At 58.5% G+C, this 21,226-nt stretch carries 16 protein-coding genes and 3 pseudogenes; 14 read left to right on the top strand and 5 right to left on the bottom strand.

Annotated features, from left to right (window positions below):
• The first annotated feature begins 513 nt into the window (after window positions 1–513).
• The 8 genes and pseudogenes from otsB (at window position 514) to KRR38_RS27690 (ending at window position 8,728) form a co-directional block, all read left to right on the top strand.
• Window positions 514–1,245 carry a trehalose-phosphatase gene (otsB, locus tag KRR38_RS27720; protein WP_217406622.1) on the top strand — a complete coding sequence of 244 codons (732 nt, stop codon included), beginning with the start codon at window positions 514–516 and terminating at the stop codon, window positions 1,243–1,245.
• The gene (locus KRR38_RS27715; RefSeq protein WP_217406621.1) at window positions 1,242–3,038 is read left to right on the top strand and encodes a glycoside hydrolase family 15 protein; all 1,797 of its coding nucleotides are present in this window, start codon (window positions 1,242–1,244) and stop codon (window positions 3,036–3,038) included. The genes otsB and KRR38_RS27715 overlap by 4 nt, the downstream gene beginning before the upstream one ends.
• A pseudogene (locus KRR38_RS27710) lies at window positions 3,035–4,400 on the top strand (trehalose-6-phosphate synthase). Before KRR38_RS27715 ends, KRR38_RS27710 begins: the two are co-directional and overlap by 4 nt.
• 369 nt (window positions 4,401–4,769) lie before the next feature.
• Window positions 4,770–5,032: pseudogene (locus KRR38_RS37915) on the top strand (DUF2254 family protein); the annotation flags it as partial.
• A 97-nt stretch (window positions 5,033–5,129) separates the two neighbouring features.
• Window positions 5,130–5,252, top strand: coding sequence for a DUF2254 family protein (locus KRR38_RS36510; protein WP_309141155.1), 123 nt, complete (start codon window positions 5,130–5,132; stop codon window positions 5,250–5,252).
• The gene (locus KRR38_RS27700) at window positions 5,236–5,436 is read left to right on the top strand and encodes a hypothetical protein (protein WP_217406620.1); all 201 of its coding nucleotides are present in this window, start codon (window positions 5,236–5,238) and stop codon (window positions 5,434–5,436) included. The genes KRR38_RS36510 and KRR38_RS27700 overlap by 17 nt, the downstream gene beginning before the upstream one ends.
• Window positions 5,437–6,185: 749 nt before the next feature.
• The gene (gene nhaA, locus KRR38_RS27695) at window positions 6,186–7,367 is read left to right on the top strand and encodes a Na+/H+ antiporter NhaA (protein ID WP_217406619.1); all 1,182 of its coding nucleotides are present in this window, start codon (window positions 6,186–6,188) and stop codon (window positions 7,365–7,367) included.
• Window positions 7,367–8,728 carry a chloride channel protein gene (locus KRR38_RS27690; protein ID WP_217406618.1) on the top strand — a complete coding sequence of 454 codons (1,362 nt, stop codon included), beginning with the start codon at window positions 7,367–7,369 and terminating at the stop codon, window positions 8,726–8,728. Before nhaA ends, KRR38_RS27690 begins: the two co-directional genes overlap by 1 nt.
• Window positions 8,729–9,327: 599 nt before the next feature.
• On the opposite strand, the gene KRR38_RS27685 is transcribed toward KRR38_RS27690, so the two are convergent.
• Window positions 9,328–11,241, bottom strand: coding sequence for a lytic transglycosylase domain-containing protein (locus KRR38_RS27685; protein ID WP_254515007.1), 1,914 nt, complete (start codon window positions 11,239–11,241; stop codon window positions 9,328–9,330).
• 330 nt (window positions 11,242–11,571) lie between these two features.
• On the bottom strand, window positions 11,572–11,748 hold the full coding sequence (locus tag KRR38_RS27680; RefSeq protein WP_217406616.1) for a hypothetical protein: 177 nt from the start codon (window positions 11,746–11,748) through the stop codon (window positions 11,572–11,574).
• Between the two features lie 739 nt (window positions 11,749–12,487).
• Between KRR38_RS27680 and KRR38_RS27675 the strand changes: the two genes are divergently transcribed.
• Together KRR38_RS27675 and KRR38_RS37910 are read left to right on the top strand one after the other, a co-directional pair.
• Window positions 12,488–13,285: a tol-pal system YbgF family protein gene (locus KRR38_RS27675; RefSeq protein WP_217406615.1), complete on the top strand. Its 798-nt coding sequence runs from the start codon at window positions 12,488–12,490 to the stop codon at window positions 13,283–13,285.
• 90 nt (window positions 13,286–13,375) lie between these two features.
• Window positions 13,376–14,092: pseudogene (locus KRR38_RS37910) on the top strand (SCO family protein); the annotation flags it as partial.
• Between the two features lie 107 nt (window positions 14,093–14,199).
• Here the strand turns inward: KRR38_RS37910 and KRR38_RS27670 are convergent.
• A complete protein-coding gene (locus KRR38_RS27670; RefSeq protein ID WP_217406614.1) occupies window positions 14,200–15,177 on the bottom strand; it encodes a cytochrome c oxidase assembly protein in 978 nt (325 codons plus the stop codon).
• Between the two features lie 110 nt (window positions 15,178–15,287).
• Here KRR38_RS27670 and KRR38_RS27665 point away from each other — a divergent pair, with 110 nt between their 5' ends.
• From KRR38_RS27665 to KRR38_RS27655, 3 genes are all read left to right on the top strand, one after another.
• Window positions 15,288–16,316 carry a cytochrome c oxidase assembly protein gene (locus KRR38_RS27665; protein WP_217406613.1) on the top strand — a complete coding sequence of 343 codons (1,029 nt, stop codon included), beginning with the start codon at window positions 15,288–15,290 and terminating at the stop codon, window positions 16,314–16,316.
• Between the two features lie 278 nt (window positions 16,317–16,594).
• Window positions 16,595–17,041, top strand: a complete 447-nt coding sequence (locus KRR38_RS27660; protein ID WP_217406612.1) for a hypothetical protein — start codon at window positions 16,595–16,597, stop codon at window positions 17,039–17,041.
• A gap of 182 nt (window positions 17,042–17,223) precedes the next feature.
• On the top strand, window positions 17,224–17,595 hold the full coding sequence (locus tag KRR38_RS27655; protein WP_217406611.1) for a PRC-barrel domain-containing protein: 372 nt from the start codon (window positions 17,224–17,226) through the stop codon (window positions 17,593–17,595).
• A gap of 66 nt (window positions 17,596–17,661) precedes the next feature.
• On the opposite strand, the gene KRR38_RS37905 is transcribed toward KRR38_RS27655, so the two are convergent.
• Together KRR38_RS37905 and KRR38_RS27645 are read right to left on the bottom strand one after the other, a co-directional pair.
• Complete coding sequence (locus KRR38_RS37905; protein WP_217406610.1) at window positions 17,662–18,426, bottom strand: helix-turn-helix domain-containing protein; 765 nt, start codon at window positions 18,424–18,426, stop codon at window positions 17,662–17,664.
• Between the two features lie 582 nt (window positions 18,427–19,008).
• Window positions 19,009–19,878, bottom strand: a complete 870-nt coding sequence (locus KRR38_RS27645; protein ID WP_217406609.1) for a universal stress protein — start codon at window positions 19,876–19,878, stop codon at window positions 19,009–19,011.
• A 484-nt stretch (window positions 19,879–20,362) separates the two neighbouring features.
• On the opposite strand from KRR38_RS27645, the gene KRR38_RS27640 reads away from it, so the two are divergent.
• On the top strand, window positions 20,363–21,208 hold the full coding sequence (locus KRR38_RS27640; protein WP_217406608.1) for a LysR family transcriptional regulator: 846 nt from the start codon (window positions 20,363–20,365) through the stop codon (window positions 21,206–21,208).
• The last annotated feature ends 18 nt before the right edge of the window (window positions 21,209–21,226 follow it).

The raw sequence follows: 21,226 nt of genomic DNA, 5'->3' as shown, positions 1-21,226 counted from the left end.
ACAATAGGGCCTATACGACCAATAAAGTGCTGGACGAAGGAAAGGCCCCGAGTGAGATCGGATATGACCTGGTCATAACCGGCAGACTCCAACGCCTGGCGGACGAACGGGTCATCGTTTGTCGTGGTGGGGGGGGCAGGTACCGCCCGATTGCACGATTTCCGCGGTCTTCGACAACGTCGCGATCGATGATCCGCGAAGCGGCGAGACGATCGCAAAATGGTCCAACAGCTAAACGCGGTGGCTGGCTTGCCTGCCGAGGGCGCGCTGGCGTCCGAGCTCGCCCCTGCCCGTTCGGCGGGCAGCCTTCACGTAATCGTGCTGGAGCCGTATACGTTCGCCCTTCCCCGTTCGAAGAGCTCGTTGGGGCCCATGGCGGTCTGCAACTCTGCAGCAGAGATCTTCTCAGGCGAGCGGGCGGAGCTGTGCGGCGCAGTAAAAATGAGGCCAATCACCGCACGAAGCGACACGATCGGGGTGCGCTCGCACGCATAAGCCTGTAAGGTTCCCGCGATGCAGCAACCGCGTCCTCCGATTTTCCCGTCGCAATCGATCAGCCTTTTTCTCGACTTCGACGGCACACTGATCGATCTCGCGGATCGTCCGGACGCTGTGGTGGTCGCAGAGCCGCTTGTAGCCCTGATCGACGGGCTGATCGGGCGCCTGGCAGGGCGGGTGGCCGTGGTCAGCGGGCGCTCGATCGAGCAACTCGACAGTCTGATCGGATCGCTGCATCGCAGGCTGGCAACGGTGGGGAGTCACGGCGCAGAGGTCCGACTTGCCGGAGCAAGCGTGTGCCGGCTGGAACGGCCGCACGCGCTGGATGACGCCGAGCGCGCATTCCGTGAAGACCTCGGCCAATGTGAAGGCATTGTCATCGAGGTAAAATCCTTGGGCGTTGCCATCCATTACCGACAAAATCCGTCGCTGGCCGATGCCGCCCACGCAGCGGTGCAACGTTTCGGCGCAGTCGATGGTTTGGTGACGCAGGAGGGAAAAATGATGGTCGAATTGCGCTCTTCCGGTCACGACAAGGGCAGCGCGATAGCCGCGCTCATGCAGGCACCGCCGTTTGCAGGAAGTCTCCCGGTCTTCCTCGGCGATGACGTAACCGACGAGGCTGGTTTCGAGCGCTGCGTTGCGCTCGGTGGAACCGGTATCCTCGTAGGTGCTCCCCGCAAATCGGCTGCCCAGTACCGGCTGGCGAGCGTGGCCGATGTCCATGACTGGTTGCGCGCCCTGTGACCGCGACCCTCGATCTCTGGCCGATCGGCAACTGCCAGGTCTCTGCGCTGATCGATCGATCGGGCCGCTTCGTCTGGGGCTGCCTTCCCCGCGTGGATGGCGATCCTGCTTTCTCCTCGCTGCTCGACGATTCACCGCCAGGGGGCGAAGGCGCCTATGGCTTTTGGGAGATCGACCTTGATGGCGTGACCGATACGCGCCAGTCCTATCTGCGCAACACGCCGATCCTGGTAACGCGCCATACCGATGGGCACGGCAACGCGGTGGAAGTGACCGATTTCGCCCCGCGATTTCACCGCAATGGCCGGACATACCGGCCAACTGCCTTCGCGCGCATTGTCCGTCCCGTCGCAGGATCGCCGCGCATTCGCGTCCGCCTGCGTCCTTCGAGAGCCTGGGGAAGTGCGCGCGCCGAACGGACGCGCGGCTCGAACCATGTCCGTTATCTGCTTGAGGATGGCGTGATCCGACTGTCGACCACTGCACCCGTAGGCTGGATCGAGGACGAACGCCTATTTCGGGTCGAGAAGCCGTTGCATTTCTTTCTTGGCCCAGACGAGAGTTTTGCCGACGAAATCAGCGCTGCGCTTGACATGATGCTCGATAAAACAGCTTCGGAGTGGCGGCACTGGGTCCGTGGCCTGGCGACGCCACATGAGTGGCAAGAAGCGGTAATCCGCTCAGCCATTACCCTCAAGCTGTGTCAGCACGAGGAAACCGGCGCGATCGTCGCGGCTTTGACCACATCGATTCCCGAACATGCGAATTCCGGCCGCAATTGGGACTACCGCTATTGCTGGATCAGGGATGCCTACTACACGATCCAGGCGCTCAATCGGCTTGGTGCGCTCGACGTGCTCGAAAGCTATCTCGAATACCTCCGCAACATCGTCGACAATGCCGCGGGGGGGCACATCCAGCCGCTCTACGGCGTCGGCGGCGAGAAGATGTTGACCGAATGGGAGGCGCCGGGGCTCAACGGCTACCGCGGGATGGGGCCGGTGCGCGTGGGCAATCAAGCCTATGACCAAATCCAGCATGATGCCTACGGTCAAATCATACTGTCGAATGCCCAGGCCTTTTTCGACCATCGGCTGTTTCGCATGGCGAAAATCACCGATTTCGAGGCGTTGGAGCCGATTGGCGAGCGCGCATGGGAACGATACGACAAGCCGGATGCAGGGCTTTGGGAGTTGCGCACGAAGTCGCATGTCCACACATACTCGGCGGCGATGTGCTGGGCTGCTTGCGACCGGCTCGCCAATGCCGCTTCCGTGCTTGGCCTCGGGCACCGAGCCGAATTCTGGCAATCCCGCGCCGATACGATGCGCGCCCATATCGAGCGGGCGGCGTGGCGCCCCGAATCCAACCGGCTTTCAGCGACTTTCGTTGGCGATAATCTCGACGCAAGCCTGATCCAACTGCTCGAATTGCGCTTCCTTGAGCCTGACGATCCGCGCTTCCTCGGCACGCTTCAGGCTGTCGAGACAGGTCTGCGGCGTGGATCGAACATGTTGCGCTACGACAGCGAGGACGATTTCGGGTTGCCGCATACCGCATTCAACGTTTGCACGTTCTGGCTAATTGAAGCGCTCCACTACACTGGCCGTGATCAAGATGCGCGCATACTACTCGAAGAGATGTTTTCGCGTCGCACGCCGGCGGGTCTGCTTTCAGAGGATATCGATCCTAGCACCGGCGAATTGTGGGGCAATTATCCGCAAACCTATTCACTCGTCGGCATGATAAATTGCGCAGTTCTGCTAAGCAAGCCGTGGAGCACCGTCCGTTGAGCAGATTGATAGTCATATCCAACCGTGTCTCGGCGCCAACTTCTGCGCAGCCGGCCGCGCAAGGGGGGGCTCGCGGTCGCGCTTACTGCAGCCCTGCGGGAGGCGGAAGGCATCTGGTTCGGCTGGTCCGGAGAGACGGGGGAGACCGGCGCTCTCAAGTTCGAGACCTACGATGGGGTTACCTCGGCCACCATTGATCTGCCAGAACAGGACGTGGACGAATATTACGATGGCTACGCGAACCGAACATTGTGGCCGCTGTTTCATTATCGACTGGGGCTGACCGAATTCGAACGGGAGTTTCAGGGTGGCTACGAACGGGTCAATCGCGTGTTCGGCGCGGTGATCGGGCCGCATATCGAGCCGGACGATCTCATTTGGGTTCATGATTATCACATGATCCCCCTCGGTTGGGTTCTACGCCAACAGGGCCTCACCAACCGCCTCGGATTCTTTCTCCACATCCCCTGGCCGCCGACCCGACTGCTAACCGCCCTTCCGGAGCACCGCAGATTGGTCGAGGCACTGTTCGCTTACGACGTGGTCGGATTCCAGACGAGGGAATGGCTGGAGACATTTCATGACTATGTCACCCGCGAAATGGGAGGATCGCTTGGCGCCAACGACGAGGTTACCGTCGGCGGCCGCACGATCAGAGCGATTGCCTGTCCGATCGGGATCGACGCTCAGGAATTTGTCGACAGCGCCAGCAGCGAGGATGCGGTCGTCGCCCACAGTCGAATGGTGGAAAGCTCGATTGGGCGAAGCTTGATCGTCGGGGTGGATCGTCTCGATTACTCAAAGGGCCTCGAGGAACGATTCAATGGTTATCAGCGCTATCTCGAGACGCGGCCCGATGCGCATTCCAATGTCTACATGCTTCAGATAGCGCCACCTTCCCGCGATACCGTGCAGAGCTATCGCGACATACGTGCCCAACTCGATGCGCTATCAGGGCGGATCAATGGCGCCTTCGCCCATATTGACTGGGTACCGCTTCGCTATGTGAATCAAGGGTTTCCGCGCAATGTGCTTGCCGGAATCTATCGCGCGGCTCGGATAGGCCTCGTTACGCCGCTTCGCGATGGCATGAACCTGGTCGCCAAGGAGTATGTGGCCGCGCAAGATCCCGTCGATCCGGGGGTCTTGATCTTGTCTCGATTTGCCGGCGCTGCCGAGCAGCTCAAGGGAGCCCTGATCGTAAATCCATACAGCGCGGACGACATCGCCGATGCCATAGACAAAGCGCTGAACATGCCCCGCGAGGAACGCGTGGCGCGCTGGAAGCCAATGTATGAGAACATCCTTGCCGAGGATGTTGTGTGGTGGCGAGACCGGTTCACCGCCGTGCTGATGTCATGAGCTAGCAGATCTTGGTGCTGAAAGCCGATCTACGACAAGCCGCTTAGCCAGCTGGCCTGGTCGCTATTTGCAGGACTTGCCACACACAACCGGAACGCGATGCCGCCTGGTGCATTGATCTGTGTACCTTCATCGGGTTGCGGCAAGGACCGCTTGGGTGTCCAGTGCCAAATCTGAATTCGACGGTAACGGCCGGTAGCGCCAAATACAGTGCTACTACCTTCGACGATTTGCTCCTGCCTCGCAGTGAATCACTATGATCTATGACAAGCATTACATCGCGATCTGCGGAAACTTGGGCCCTTGAAAAGCTGGCTCCTCCGCATCGGCGACAAGCTCACTGCGAGCTACTGGTTCGTGCCCAGCATCATGGCGCTGTTGGCCGTTTTGCTCGCTTTCCTCATGATTACGCTGGACAGCTACGAGGGATCCGACTGGATGGACCGGTTCACGTGGCTCTATGCCGCGCGGCCCGACGGTGCCCGGCAGATGCTATCCGCGTCGGCGGATCCATGATCACCGTGGCCGCCACCGTATTTTCCGTCACAATCGCCGCCGTCGTCTATGCTTCGGGACAATACGGGCCGCGTCTTCTAACAAATTTCATGCGAGATCGCGGCAATCAGGTCACGCTTGGAACCTTCATTGCCACCATCCTCTATTGTTTGATCGTATTGCGAACGATCCCGGTCGGCCGACGAGAGCGGCGGCTTCAGTTTCGTCCCGAACATGGCGCTAATGGTGGCCGGGGCGTTGGCACTATGTTCGATTGGCGTGCTGATATTCTTTATCCATCAAGTTCCAAGCAAGATTCAGATCAATAGCGTGATTCAGGATGTCGATAGCGCTTGATCGTTTTGCCGGCGGCAAACAGATCGGGAATCCCGTCGACTTCGTGACGGGCTTCCTCGATGGCAAGGGTCATGCTGGTGGCAGGCCTGTAGGCGTAGCGCTCGATCCCAGAGGCGCGCTGCTGGTGGCCGACCATCTTTCAAATACGGTCTGGCGCATCGCACCTGTCAAAGCACTGCACTAGCAGACCTCGGCTGGCTATATACAGCGCAATCCATCACCCGGCTATATTTTCGGACCTTATCCTAATATTATTTTGATTTTATTTCATCCACCAATAAATGCAATATTCAATTCATCTGATTACATTGATAACTACACACGCCACCACGACGGAAATTATTATCGATAAATTTAATACACCGTCGCTGACGATATTATATCGTGACAGATAGATTATAATACTCATGGCGAACGCTAGCCCAACGGTCCAAGCGATTTTGGGGGATACATGCAGCCTAATGTGAATTCTCCGGTTCCGATCAACTATAATTCGGCATATCGAGATAATTGGACATTGCATGCTCTCCACGTCGACCCGGCGATTATTCGAGTGCTCCGCCCGGGCAAGGCCATATCCAGCTTGCACCATTCCCGACGACGCTCGACAATCCCCTTTCCTCAGCAAGAAGACAAGCCGGCTCGGTGCACGCTGGTACGAATCAGCATGACATCGGCTCGACTGCACCCTTCGCAAGGAAACCTGACTGTCCCCGGTCGCGTTCGGTGCGGCGATTAGGCAGGCGGGTGCAGCTCGCCGTCAGGAGAGGCCCGGCGCGGGTTCGCCCGCGTCCGCTGTCTCGCAGGCCACTTCGATCCTCTTCGCCGATTGATCGCATTGCCGCCTCCTGCGCGCTCGCACTTAGCAAGAAAAATTGGCTCGACGCCGCCTTTTGGTGGTAGCGCCGGGCCTGTCGGGCTAGGAGCGGGCAGATGATTTCACCCGCCACTGCAAACCGTCGCTTTTCGATGATGCGCGCCTTTCTTGCTACTGAAGCGGCGGGCGGGATCATTCTCATCGCCGCTGCCGGCATAGCCATGCTCGTTGCCAACTCCTCGCTGGCCACCAGCTATTTCCAGACCTTGCATCAAGATCTGGGCGGCCTCACCCTGCTGCACTGGATCAATGACGCCCTCATGGCGCTGTTCTTTCTGTTGGTCGGATTGGAGATCAAGCGCGAGGTTCTCGACGGACAGCTTGCGAGGTGGTCAGACCGGCTGTTGCCTGGCGTCGCGGCGGCCGCTGGAGTAGCCGTTCCTGCCGCCATCTATGCAACGTTGAACTGGGAGGACCCGACAGGCCTTCGAGGCTGGGCAATTCCAGCTGCCACGGATATCGCATTTGCGCTAGGCGTTCTGGCCTTGCTCGGTCAACGCGCGCCGACGTCACTCAAGATATTCCTAGCTGCAGTCGCGATCATCGATGACCTAATCGCCGTGCTGATCATCGCGGTATTCTACACATCGCAAATCGATCTTGCGGCCCTAGCCGGTGCGGGTCTCGGGCTAGTGGTTCTGGTGCTTTTAAATCGCCGCGGGATAATAGCGCTCTGGCCTTATTTGCTCGTCGGCGCCGTAGTCTGGTATTTTGTATTTCGGTCTGGAATCCACGCTACGTTGGCAGGGGTCGCGGTTGCGATGACGGTGCCACTAATGCGAACACCAGGGCGTCCCGACGACAGACTCTCGCCACTGACCCGGCTCGAGCACGGCCTGCACCCTTGGGTCGCATTTGCGATAGTGCCGCTATTCGGCTTTGCCAATGCAGGCGTCGCCTTGCAGGGATTTTTGCCTCGAGACGTTTTGGCTCCCGTTCCGCTCGGTGTCGCGCTCGGCCTCTTCCTTGGAAAACAGATCGGGATCTTTACTGCCGTGTTCGCCTTGGTGCGTATGGGGCTGGCCGAACGGCCGCTCGGGGCGAGCTGGCGTCAGGTCTATGGCATCGCATTGCTATGTGGGATTGGTTTCACGATGAGCCTGTTTATTGGCGGCCTCGCATTCGGTGACGGCTCCCATCAGAATGACGCAGCCAAACTCGGTATTCTTTCAGGTTCGATAGCGTCGGCAATCGCTGGTTATTTCCTGCTACGGACCACCCCCCGGCAGGTCGTATAATGGGAATTAAACTCTTTCGGGATCTGCGACAGGTCATATCGGGCGCGCAGGTCAAATCTGGGAATGGGACGACCCGCGCTCGGGATGCGCTCGCCGTATTTCACCGCAGGATCGCGACGGGCGTTGGCGCCATCCTGCTGGGCTTGTTGGCGATCGCTTTCGCCAAGCTGGGCGATCTAGCGCAGAAAGTCTTCCACGTTTTCAGCTCGTCCTTTCCTTACGGCGCTCTTATTCTCACGCCCGCGGTATTCGCCGGTGCCGTCTATGTGACGCATCGCTGGGCACCGGAGGCGCGTGGTTCGGGAATACCGCAGGTTATTGCCGCCTCCCGGAATCCGGCAAGCGATGCGTTCGGACCGCTTGTCTCCCTCAAGACCGGCATCTTGAAAGTGATCATGACCGTCATGATGCTGGGCGCTGGGGGGTCGGTTGGCAGGGAGGGACCAACAGTCCAGATAAGCGCAGCAATCATGGTTGCGGTGCACCGGTTTCTTCGCGTGCCGATCACGGCAGGCGTGCTCATCGCAGGCGGCGCCGCTGGCGTGGCCGCCGCTTTCAACACACCGTTGGCAGGTGTAGCCTTTGCTATCGAAGAGCTCGCCTCGGCTTACGAGCAAAGAGTTGCGGTGCTCGTGATGGCCGCCGTGATGATCGCCGGTCTCGTCAGTCTTGGCATAGCGGGCGACTATATCTATTTTGGCGCCATGCGGCAGACACTCGACCTTCGCGGCGTGCTGCTGGTTGCTCCAGTCGCCGGCATTGCCGGCGGCCTGGCAGGCGGGCTCTTCGCCAGGGCCTTGCTAGGATTGTCAGCACCGCGTCGCTCTTGGCTCAAAGCGCTCAAGCAGCGCCCGGTTATTGTCGCCGCGGCTTGCGGGTTGCTGGTGGCCGTACTCGGGATTGTCAGCAACGGCACAACCTGGGGGACCGGGTATGAGACGACGCGCCATCTGGTGGAATCGGAAGGCGCCTCGGTGTGGTTTGGTCCCGCGAAATTCCTAGCGACGCTTGCGACCGCATTGAGCGGTGCGCCCGGCGGCATTTTCGCGCCATCGCTATCGGTCGGCGCGGGCCTAGGCGATCTGTTGACTGCGATTTTTCCGGACGATCCGAAAGGTGCCGTCGTGCTGCTGGGAATGATCGGCTATTTTGTAGGCGTCGTACGCGCTCCACTCACAGCCATTATTATCATCACCGAAACGACAGCAAGCAGAGGGATGATCATGCCCCTGTTCGCGACAGCGCTCATTGCGGACCTGGTGAGCGCGCTGGTCTGCCGCGAGCGACTTTATCACGGCCTGTCCGCACCATTTCTGACGCAGTCCAACAAGTCCAATGAAAGCTCCAACGGGCAGTCCTGAATTTTTGAGAAAGCATCTGAACCTCATAGTTCAACACTTTACCGATACCCCCCTCATAATATGAACCAGAACCATCCCTCGTTCGACATCAACCGAGAACAAATGCAATGTTAGAGAGCATCATTAGATATCTATCATCAGATGGCATTCACATACTACGAACGTATATGATCTTGTCATTCTACGGATTCATATTTATTGGAATGTGTATTTCTTCATTTAGAATGATAAAGGCTATCAAATTAGCTTCCCAAAATGACATGTCTGCATAATCTATATGGTAATTTTACAATTAATTACGCCATTGGTTGTGCAACATGACAAATACTCTCATTGATTTTTCGTAAAAATCTTAGATCTAATCGGATTTAACCCCCCTCGCGGTAGATCCAATGATCGGGCCGCGCTATCATTGCACCTTCGCCACGGCTGCAAAACATTCTATATCCACCGTGCCTGGGCCGAGGGATATTGCCCCCCTGGCCGTTGTGACCTCACGGAAATCCGGCGCGGAGCCACCTCGTAATGACAAGATCCAAGCAATTTGGACTCAAAAGCAGCACCCGGCCCCAGGCGACCTTTCCGACACTTATATTACGTTAACCTGGTTGGCGTTTGCCGATGAAGTGGCTCAGCGGCGCCGTGCCGGTATAGCGCGCCCGCGTTGGGTTCATCGCTTCGTAGACCACGGCGTTCTCGAGTACGCGCTGGACGTAATTGCGCGTCTCGCTCAGCGGGATCGCCTCGATCCAGTCGACCCATTCAATCGAACCCGTCCGCGGATCGCCGTTGTTGCGCAGCCACTTGTTCACGTTGCCCGGGCCGGCGTTGTAGGCGGCCACCGCCAGCGGATAGGAGCCGCCGAAATAGTCCATCATCCGCGCGAAGTAGGCATCCCCAAGCCGCAGGTTGTAGCTGGGATCCGCCATCAGCGCGCTGGCGTCGTAAGCGAGGCCGATCTTGCCGGCCTGCTCGCGCGCCGTGCCGGGCATCAACTGCATCAGCCCGCGCGCGCCGGCGTGGCTGACAGCATTCTGCGAGAACTGGCTCTCCTGCCGGCTGATCGCGTGGACCATCGTCCAGTCGGTGCCGGCAGGGGCCGGAAGCAGCGGGTAGGCGACCTTGGTCAGATTGACGAAGCCTTCGGCATGCGCAGCCTGGCCCAGGATCACGCCGAGGTCGCGCCGGCCGAGGCTGGTGGCGAGGTCGGCGACGAGCACGTGGTCGCCTTCGCTCACGGCCTGGTCGCTGATCGCGCGGAAGAAGCGCACCGTGGTCTGCCAGTCGGACGCGCGGGCGACTTCGCGCACCGCCGCTGTGATCGGCTTGGCGTTGAAGGCGGCGCGTTCGGCCTGAGACGGAACCTGCACCGGCGCGCTGGTCAGCGGCGGGATCGGCCGGCCGAGCCGTTCGAGCGCGAGCTCGCCGTAGAAGGCCGTGGGATAGGCAGCGGCCATTTCGAAGTAGCGGTTGGCGCCGGAATTGTCGCCCGCCCGCGCGAGCGCGCGGCCGGCCCAGTAAAAGCCTTTGGCGCGGGTCTGCGGGGTCTGCGCCGCAGCGCCGTAGCGGTAGAACAGCGGCGCGGCGCCGGTCGGATTGCCGAGCTGCTGCATCGCCCGCGTGCCTCCCAGCCACATCAGCGAGGTATAGTCGTCGCGCAGCTTGAATTTCATCCGGCTGACGTCGGTGCCGGGCGAGAAGGTATCGTCGATCGAGGCGGCGATGCGCGTCGCGCTGGCGCTGTCCGCGCCGCGTGCGACCGACAGCAGCATGCCGATCCATTTCTCGGGATCGAGCGGCGGCGTGGTCGCGGGCGGTCGTGTCGCGAGGAGTTGGACCGCGCCGTAGGTGTTGCCCGAGCGCTGGGCCTGCCGGACGCTGGCATAGACATAGCCGGCATCGCGCAGCGCATCGCCCGGCACCGGCAGGCCGAGTGTGCCTGGCGCGGAGCCCTGGACCAAGGTCAGCCGCGCCATGAAGCCGGCGCGCGCCGCGGGCGAAACATAGGTCATCTGCCGCGCTGCGGCCGTAGCGTCGCCGGCCCAGAGCAGCGCGTTCATCCGCGCGTCGTGGTCCGCCGGGGTCAGGGCGGAGCCGAGGAGCGAGAACAGCGCGGCTTCGGAGGCATCGCTCATCGAGCCGCCGCGCCAGGCTTGCAGGCCGATCGAACGCGCCTCGCCGCGCTGGAGCGAGAATAGCGCCAGGGCGTAGCGCGCGCGTGCCGGATTGGTCAGCGGCGGAAAGCGGTCGAAGAAGGCGACCAGCCGGGAAAGATCGGGCGTTTCACGGCCCAGCGCCTGCTCGGCATAGGTGCGCAGTTTGTCCTCATCGGGAAAGTCTGGGTAGGCGAGAACGAAGCCGGCGTAAGTGTCAAAGCTGTTTACCGGAGGCGCCTTCGTCAGCTGCCGCCAACGGTCTATCGCCTGTGCAAGGGCTTCGCTCTTGCTAGCCATGAGCTGCTGGCGCGCACGGTCCCACTCGCGTCCGTCCTGACAGGCGGCGGGTGTCGACATTGAAGCCAGGGTTAAAAACAAGGGAAGCGACATTGCGCGGATACTTACCATAGATCGGAAGGCTCCAATTCAAACGAAAAATAAATTCACCCCATAAGGCACTGAATTCGCGATTTTTATTATAGCACGATAGAAAAAAGTTAATTAGTAAACTTCAAACACTACATGATTACGATTTTAGCCGATTTACTACTGATGCGTTGCACTTTATAATTACTTAGCCACTATAAAAGAGCGCCGCCCGATCCATCGCGTTTCTTGCCATGGCCTCCCCACCTCACCCTCATCAAAAGCTTTTACGTGTGAGCCAAAACTTTGCCTCACGCAAATTCAGGAATGCGAAAAACCAAAAAGGATGCGATGTTCGCGGAGCGAAAACTGGGGGTACTTCACCTGAAAATCGGTGATGCCGAGCTTGGCCAGGTCTGGGAGATGGACTGCCCCGTCGTCAACTGGCATCTCCAGCGTATAGATTCGCTCATCGTCTTTTAAGGCGTAAAATATCATGCTCCGTTTCCCTTCATAACATAGTCGTTTACCACGCATCTCACTGATATTTTTTGGCTCTTATTTACTGCTATTTGCAGAGGGTGGCGGGAAGGCACTGACCTCCGCAGAAGAGCACTTCGACCAGAAGCATCAGGCGCCTAGCTGCTTGAGCGCAAACCTATAGAACGCCCCGCCCCCCCTTTGGCAGCCGACACCGAGCCCCTCCCACTTGCCATGCCCAGGCGAGGTCAGAGCGCAGCCCATTCTTGAGATGCAAATCGACACTCCCCGCGGGATAGCGCTGGCCCGGCGGCATGAGGTGACACCCGTTCCAGAGGATGAGCGCCGTCCGCCGCCGATCCCTACAGGACGTAGCCATGCCAGACGTCGAGGTAAAATTGAATTCGGATTATCATAACTCATTGTTTTCATAATTCATCATTCCCCGATTCCGACTTTTTATGTAAGAGACCGAGCGATTTTCCATCCCTATCCCCTTTAAACCTGGCCACACAACGACCTGAGAATAACATTTACTTACTATATAGATGATTTCTTTATTGCACCGGACCTCTTCCGGTGTACTCAGTTTGGAGCGTCCGTGTTTAAGTCATCCATCTTCAAGGTGGTCTCGTTCAGATCCTGCAATTTCATATCCAAACCCAGGTGGATGCCGTTGCTCGCATCCTTGATACTTCTTATGTTCTCGGCCGGCGCGAGTGCGCAGGATGCCTCCTCAGAGACGAGGATACGGAGGATGGAGGCCGAAATTCGTGCATTGCAGCGCAATGTGTTTCCTGGCGGAGGTGGCAAGATATTCACTCCCGAGATTTGGGGGCCGCTCACCAGAACGGTCATAGCGGGGCGACCAGCGACGACCCCGACTGCAGATCTGGCTATTCGCCTGGAGTCCATCGAACGCTCGCTGACCTCACTTACCACTCGCCTTCAGCACACCTCGGAGCGTATCTCGCAACTCGAGCAAGCCGCCCGAGCCGACGAACCCGCCAAGGCAGCAGCGATCAAGTCAGATCTGATTGCCAGTCCGCCCGCAACGACGAGAGGCATAGTCACCAACGCAACGGTAGCGAAAGGATCCAAGACCACGCCGCCTTCAAAGCAGCGACTGGCGGCAGTCCTCGCCATCATAAAACCCCGCACGAACGATGCCGGCGATGACGAATACAGCTACGGCTATCGGCTCTGGCGTGCAGATCTATACCCAGAAGCACAGCAACAGCTGAAGATGTTCATCGAAAAATACCCTCAGCACGCACGTGTCAGCTTCGCTCGAAATCTATTGGGCCGATCATTTCTCGATGATAATCATCCAATGGAAGCCGCAAAGTGGTTTCTCGCGAACTATCGCGGCGGACGGACCGATCCTCGCGCACCCGACAGCCTTCTGTATCTTTCAATGGCCATGCTGCGATTGAAAGATAACAAGAGAGCCTGCATTTCCCTTGGTGAGTTCCGCGACGTCTATTCAGGTGGAGACTTTACGCGGCTCAAAACGCTTTACGATGACATTCTCGCAAAATCCCACTGCAAATGAAATTGCGTTACATTACCGTATTTCGTCTGGATTTGACGCCACACAGATTGTGAGCCGGTCATATCAACGGTCACCAGAGAAACAGAATCTATGGCGTTTTGCGATTATATTTTCGTTCGGTTCCCGCTCGATAGGGCGGACCCGATTGCTGTGCGCCGTGGCGTAGTTGCTCGAGGTCTCGGCGTGCGGCTTCGCATGGCCTTAGGCAAGGCCACCGCTCGACATGCCGGCTCCGCGGAAACATTACCTTCGGCGGTATTCCCCGCTTGGCTTAGTCGATCTTGCAACTCTTGGATGAAGTCACAGATTTCTCGTGCTCTGCCCCCGCTGCTGGTCCTGCTTGTCATCGCTCCGGCTTTGTTGAGCTGCGCTGAAGCAAAGCCATGGCATAACACGAACATAACCGGCGGTCTGCCAGACTTGCAATTCGACCTCGTAAGAGCCGGCGACAACAAGAGGGTAAGCGCCAAGGATTATCGCGGCAAAATCGTCCTGTTGTATTTTGGCTATACGTATTGCCCGGATGCCTGCCCTACAACGCTGATAAATCTGAGTCTTGCCCTGCAGAAATTGGGGGTTAGGGCAAGGAGCGCCAAAGTGCTTTTTGTATCGGTTGACCCTGCGCGTGACACACTGCCGGCATTAAGGGAGTACGCGCACGCGTTTGCTCCCCGGGTCGATGCATTGCGGGGCGACGAGAACGCGGTGGCAGCACTCGCGCGTCGATACCGTATTGCCTATTCGGTTAGGCCTTCGGCCCCCGGGGGCGAGTATCAAGTCACGCACAGCTCGGCCATCTACGCCTTCGATCGGACGGGAGCCGCTCGACTGCTGGTGGGTTCCCTCTCGACGACCAGGTCCGATATCGACGGTACGGCGCAAGACCTGAAGCGTCTCATCGTGTCGGGAGATAGTTATGGACGTCCCGTCCAGCTCGACGACGAGAAGCCTTCCTCGAGTTCCGGACCAGTCCGCTCCTCGCAGCGGCGAAGCGCGTTGAGCACCAGGAGCAACGAGATCACGCTCATCATGGCCGGCGGGATCCAGACGATCAGGCCGCCAAGCGCCTGATCGTCAAGAGGGCTTACCGTCGGATAGATGCGGCCACACCACGCGTAGAAACTGTATAGGTCTCGGCTCGACAGCGCGATGATAGCACCGACGAGGATCTGCGGGAACATGATGCCAATTGCTAAAGCCCCACGCGCCCCCCAAGAGACTTCTGCCATGCTGGGCTCGCGAGGATCAAGAACCAGGCTCCAGAAGAAAATCCCGTCAATCACCATCGATCCATTCATCGCCCAATAGAGCTTCGGATCGATCATTGCCCGGAAATGGACCGACGGAACGAGCCATAGGGCGATCAACCCTACGAACAAGGAGCCTGCCAACCACGGCCGCCGCATCAGCCCTAGAATTCGGAGCGCCAGCTGGCCCTCGGCGATCCGCCTGACACCCTGCGGCATCCCGCTCAAAATCATCTGCCATGGCCAGGCAAGAGCGATCAGAAGGGGACCGAGATGGTGCATGACTACGTGTTGCAGCCGATTGAGGAAGAACATGTGTTCCGCCAGATATTCGAAGCGAGTGAGGAGGACGATATATATCGTACCGATGCCCATGATGAAGGACGCCGTTCGCCATGCCGACGGAAGCTTAGCCTGTTCGGTCAATGCAGTTCCGCGGACATACCACCAGACGGGAAAGACGAGGCCATAGAACCCCACAAACGAAAAGTCCCAGGGTGCGAGGAATGGCAACCCCGCGGCGTGGTACTCGCACAGCCACCACAGGACTGCGCTGACGGCGACAATGGCCATGGGAACACCGCACGCTGGAGTGATTTTGGCCGAGCCCGACACACCGCCGCTTGGGTTCATCAAGGGATGCATATCGTAGCCTCAAACTTGCAATCGGATTTTGCGTTAGACGTTCGCCGGCGCCGCACCAAGCAGGATGTCAGGGGATTGGTGAACCGGTCGTGGTCGGCTAGGGCGTCGAGATGAGTGATCCGGGCATCACCTTCTTCGCCACCGCCGGCTTCCCGGTTCTGGCTATCGGAATTTCGTATCTGGCAGGCGCTGTACGGCGACGCAACGCAAAGCGCCCGGTGTCGATGCTCAGGCACACCGCTTTCGCGGCCGGGCTAGCGCTGTTATTGCTCTCGTTGCAATGGCCCTTTGCCGTATGGGCGCACGAGCTTTTCTATGTCCATCAGATCGGGATACTGATCGCACGAATTGTCGCGCCAATGTTGCTGGCGATGGCCCGGCCTGCTGGCCTGATTATTGCCGGCATCCCGCGTAGGCTTCGTGCGCGGCTTGTAAAGCCAGGGCTTCTGGCAAGACCCACCAGGAGGGGCTGGCGAGTGCTCTCGACGCCCGCCCTTGTCATGATCTGCTACGTGGGGTCGCTCTATTTCTGGGAGATCCCGGACATGCAAGGTGACGCTCTTGCCAACCCGACAATTGGGCTCCTAATGCATTTTAGTCTTTTGGGGGCCGGCCTCCTGTTCTGGACACGCCTTTTCGAAAAACGTCCAGTTCCCCACGGAATAGTCCACGCTCAAAGGCTTATGATGATTTGGCTCGCGATCCTCAGCCAGATTGCATTGGGCGCGTATATTACAGTCAAAACGACTGTTCTCTATCATGCTTATGATGCGACGCAGCGCGCCGCCGTCATCTCGCCGCTCAGCGATGAGGCATTTGGAGGTTTTTTTATATGGATTGCGAGTGGATTGCTCTCGCTGATTGGTCTGATTTGCGTAGTGGACTTATGGGGCCGGCATGAGACACGGCAGGATGCGAAGCGGACGCGCTGGTCTTCTTCGAATTCTGCAATCCTGCTCTATCCTTCTACAGGCCAACGGCTCAGGGAAATGGCGCGGCCAAAAAATCGACGTCTCGCAATCGGGTTAACGGCCTTCGTACTGCTCGTCTTTACTGCGGTCTGCGGTATTGTTGCGGGCGCTCATCGCATCAATCGGCGAGATAATCTGCGCAGTTATCAGCTCTCTCGGTCGGCATAGGTCATAGTTCCCAAACGCTCGCGCAATCTCGAATGCCGGCGGGAAATTGAACCCGCCGGGGCGCCCGACCGCGACAGCGAAGATTTCAAGGCGCAACAGGGACTATTCTGGGCACGGCCTGGTTACGAGGCCTCGAACCAAGCATCGTTCGAGTGGCATTGACCTCGTAATGCGCTCGGCAAGCAATGACCGCAAATTGGCCGGTTGCAGGAACGAGCGCAGCGATATGAGCGTTTTAGGTTTGCGGTCGCTTAGTCCTAGATGGCGGCCGACAGGGAATGCAAGAACCATTGGCTTTCGCGGATGAACGCGGGATCGATAAAAAGCAGCGAGTACACGTGAAACTCCCCATCGCTTTCAGGTTACGCAGGGTTGTCGTGGCCCTGATCGCTGCCATGATGCTCGCGGCGCCCCTCTTTCAAGCCAATCGCCAGCCCAGATTGGCAATTATTGCAAACGACGCCAGGCCGAAGGTCGAGTCGAAATGGCCAACCAAGACTTATCCAGTCATGGTTCAGCGCCTGGGGCCGGAGATATTCGAACGCGCCACACTTTATGTGCCTCAGGTCGCTCGCCTAGTCGATAGCAAGACCCCCTGCGATCAGGTCACTGTTGTCGAAATGGAGAACTCGTCGAGGCCTCGTTCGGTTCGTTACGTGGCCTTGTGTAAAAATGGCTTCCAAAGTCACGTTGAGGTCGATTTCGGGGAGAGCCGCGCCTCTTGATTCGACCTGGCGACCGCTCCTGCCACGGACGAGCACAGCGCTGCCGAATGCCCCGTGGCGCTCAGTTGCCTGATCCAAAATTGATCCTGGTCAATTTTGGGAACGCTATGCTGGTTCTGCGCACTTTACCTTCAGACGCGCCGTTATCGCGCGCGCACTCTTTATCTGACAGGAATTTACCGATGAACGAGATGATTGCTTCGATCGGACGCCATGAAACGGACGACCTGATCTCGTCGGAGAAGGTCCAGGGCACGAACGTTTACAATCTTGCCGGCGAAAAGCTGGGCCGCCTGGAACACTTCATGGTGGGTAAGCGTGATGGTCGTGTCCGCTATGCGGTGCTGACGTTCGGGGGGGTTCTAGGACTCTTTGAGAATCACTACCCGCTGCCGTGGGATGCGCTGAAATATGATGAAGAACGGTCGGGGTACGTAGTAAACCTCACGAGAGAACAGATCGAGGGCGCACCTTCCTACAAGGTCGGACGCGAGCCGGCCTACGACGCCTCCTATGGGCAGCAGATATATGGGTTCTACGGCTTTCCTTGGTGAGAGGCGCGCCGCGATCAGTCGATGCTTTGTGTCGGCAGGTGATCCCGCGTTCGCGACGTTTCAGATTCAAAGCGCGCTGACGCCTAATTCGAACTCGTGAAGTCCACGATCGAGTGAGGGCCCACAGAACGCTTCGAGTTTTGCTCGATCGCGCAGCAATAGCGAAGACCCCCTCACGACGAGACCGTTGCTGGCGACGATTTGCAGAGTACGCGACAGCGTCTCGGCGGTCATGCCCAGACGGGTTGCCAGAGTGCGCTTTGCAATCGGTAATCGTGGCAACCCGGCGCCGTCATGCTGATCGACAAGACGCAGCAGGATTATCGCCAGCCTTTGCGCTGCCGCGCTGGTTTTGAGATCTATTATGCTTCGTACCGCCATTCGGAACTGCCCGGCGAGGACGCGCCCGATAGCCATGGCAAGCTCGCCGGTTCGCGCTGCCTCGGCACGCAGAACGCGGACATCGACCTCGAGAAGCTTCGTCCGGCGAAGGATGCGTGCGGCGTGCAAGTATGGTTCATCAAACAGAGCGGCACCGGGCATGAATACATCCCCCTTTGCCAGAAGAAGAATTCCACGTTCCGAATCGCCGCTGCCCGCAAACAACTCGACCATACCATCGACGATGCCATAGAGATGCGACGCCAATTCCCCCTCGAAAAAAAGCTGAGTTCCCGCGGGATAGCGTTTCACGCTCGCCCCTTCCAGCAACCGAATGAGGCTGTCGGTGGGCACCTGACGAAAGGTTGGAAGCCCACGCGCCACGTTCAGCAAATCTCGCTGAGCTTCGGATTGAATAACTCCGACGGAATTACCTATTTCTTCCTCCATCTGATGCGGGCCTTCGGCTTATACAGGCAGATCGATCGGCCCGCTCATCATATGGGAAAATCAAGCGCACCATGATTTTTCCGAAAGCTCCCACGGAACCTCAGGACCGCTTCGCGTTTAACCCGATGCTTTCGCGAAGTAGACATATCGCTACGGCACGAAGGCAAGCAGCCGCAAGAACGCGCTAAGATTATCATTCGGGCCAATCCTATTAAAGCGACACATTTCAATTATCCGACAACATTTTACCAATTCCGAAAATGCCAATTCTTTGCAGTGAGAAAGTTTATATCGTGAACGAATTTCAATTGTCCGCCATGATACTTCTCGCAATATCAGCATTTCTTTTGGCAATCCTGGACCATCTCCTGCGCCGCGACCGGCTCAAATCGACCAAAGCCGCAATCTGGCTAGCGGGTGCCGCCCTGTTGCCGGCGGGAGCGGGGCTAGTTATCTACTCTAGCACCCAGTGAACTGGTTCTTGCGCGAAGAAAGCGCATAATCCGCACCGGACGACAAGGACGCGGGAATCTGCGCTCGAGATGACCGGTAAAATCTCCGAGCACCATAGAGTCCTGACAATCAATTCAGGCATGCATGAGGCAAGCCCACAGCCAGGATGTCAACATCGGCGCCGCGAAGCAACTCCTCGGCGACCTTTCCGAGAAAGAGTCTCTGGAACCCCGAACGGCCGTGGGTTCCTATCACAAGAAGGTCACTGCCGGCGGTCGCGACGATCGACTTGATGGTGTCGGCAATGGAGAACTTGAGCGCCTCCACTTTCATCCTGTCTGGTACGACGCCTGCGTCGCCGGCCAAGGCTTGCAGGCATTGCATGGCTTCGGCTCGAGCGGAGAGCACGTGATCCTCGATGGCTTGCGTGCTGCGAAACGATCGTTGCAGCCTCGTTGTTTCGCTTGTCTCGAGCACGTGGAGGAGCGAGACGTCAGTCGCGTCCAGCAGCCCAAGTTTCTGAGCGGTCGAGACAGCGCACCACGAAGACTCCGAGAGATCCGTCGCTATCGTCACGCGCTGATAGTAGCCCGCCGGTACTCCGCCTGCCGAAATGATGGGAATGCCGCATTCGCGGATGATCCGCTCGGCCGTGGTACCGACAAAAACGTCCTTAAGCAGATTCCGTCGATGAGGCCCCATGACGATCAGCTCGGGTTGCATTTCCGAGGCAGCATCGAGCAGCGCTTTGAAAGGATCGCCGAAAGCCAAAGCGTAGGAACAGGCTATGCCGTCAATTTGCCTTATCGAACTGGCGGTTTCGGAAAGCAGCGTCTCGGCCGCATTCCGCTGCGTGGAGATAATCGATGACGGCAAATCGTCATCAAGCGCATGGATCATCACGATCTCCGCGTCGACCTGATGAGCGAGCAAGACTCCTCGACGCAAGGCGCGATCGGAGCGGGGAGAAAAGTCCGTAGCCACCAATATCTTTCGCATTTCCGAACTCCAGTAGGATTAGTTAGACCGTACCCCGCGTTCGAAGTTGTGATTTCTCCCCCTGTTCCGCCTGCCCCGCGCGTTTCGATACCTCGCATGGCGCCTACGCGCCGAGAAGAGGATACGCACGCGACCTCTTCCAGAGCCCCGCAATGTGCTATCCTCATGCCTTGTTCCGCATTGCGCCGGGCAATGCCGGATAACCATCGTACATATGTCGAACACAGCTAGTCGGCTTAGGCTTTTTCGCGGATAAGAGCTATCGCCCCACCTGCAGGCTGGATCGCTCGGAACCACGTGAAGGGTATCTCCCTTGGTCCTCGCCCCCCTTAATTAGCGAGCAAGTTCAGCCGGCTCCTTGGCGACACGTCTGCGGGTGGATGGCTGGGCCGCGGCTTGACTATCGGTGCTGCCGATAGCGAAACACCGATGGATGATGAATGCATACGCTTGATCGCGCAGACATTTCCAATAAGCTGACGCAATGGATGTCACCGTCGCCCGCACCTTCCTCGCCGCCGCAGCAACGGGAAGCTTCGTGGCGGCCGCCAAGCGCGTGAACGCGAGTCCGCCCACCGTCACCGAGCGGATCAAGCAACTCGAGCACCTGCTCGACGTCCGATTGTTCGACCGGGACAAGCGCGGGTGTCGGCTGACGCCGGCTGGTCGCCGCTTGATCGAACCTATGCAGAGCTTTGTGCGTATCTGGGAGCAGGCTCGCGCCCGGGCCGCCATGCCTGTTCGCTTCGAACGATCCATCCGTGTCGGCGGTCAGCACGCGCTATGGCCATCGTTCCTGATCCCGTGGCTGCAGGAAGTCCGCGAGACATTTCCCCAAATCGCATTTCGGGCCACGGCTGCAGCACCCGCCCAGCTCAACAGAGCTATCGAAGATGGAGATCTCGACATCGCATTCCTTTATGCGCCCGTCCGGCTAAAAGGCGTGCGGATTGAGGAGATCGCGCGAGACCGCCTCATCCTAGTGACGGCGGATCTGGGTTCGAACTGGCAGGACAATTTCGTTCGCGTAGATTGGGGAGAATCGGCAAAGGCCGAGCTCACCGCCCGTTTGGGCGAATTTCCCGCACCGGGACTCGAGCTCGACCTGGGCGTTCTTGCGATCGACTGGATCGTGGAGACGCGCGCGAGCGGTTACGTTCCCGAGCGGTTGGCATGGCGTTACCTCAAGTCCGGAACTTTGACTGCGATCGCGGACGCCCCAACCATGGCGTTTTCCCCTTTCGTATGCTGGCGCTCGTCTCTCGATAAGGAGATCGCCACCCGGCTGGTGGAACGGGCAAAATGGCATTTGGACGAGCTCGCCCGCTGAGCGCGCAGCAGGTTCTGC

The sequence above is a fragment of the Novosphingobium sp. G106 genome (assembly GCF_019075875.1).
GTDB lineage: Bacteria > Pseudomonadota > Alphaproteobacteria > Sphingomonadales > Sphingomonadaceae > Novosphingobium.
Note: the sequence above shows the minus strand (reverse complement) of the source record. Positions and strands in the feature narration are given on the sequence as shown.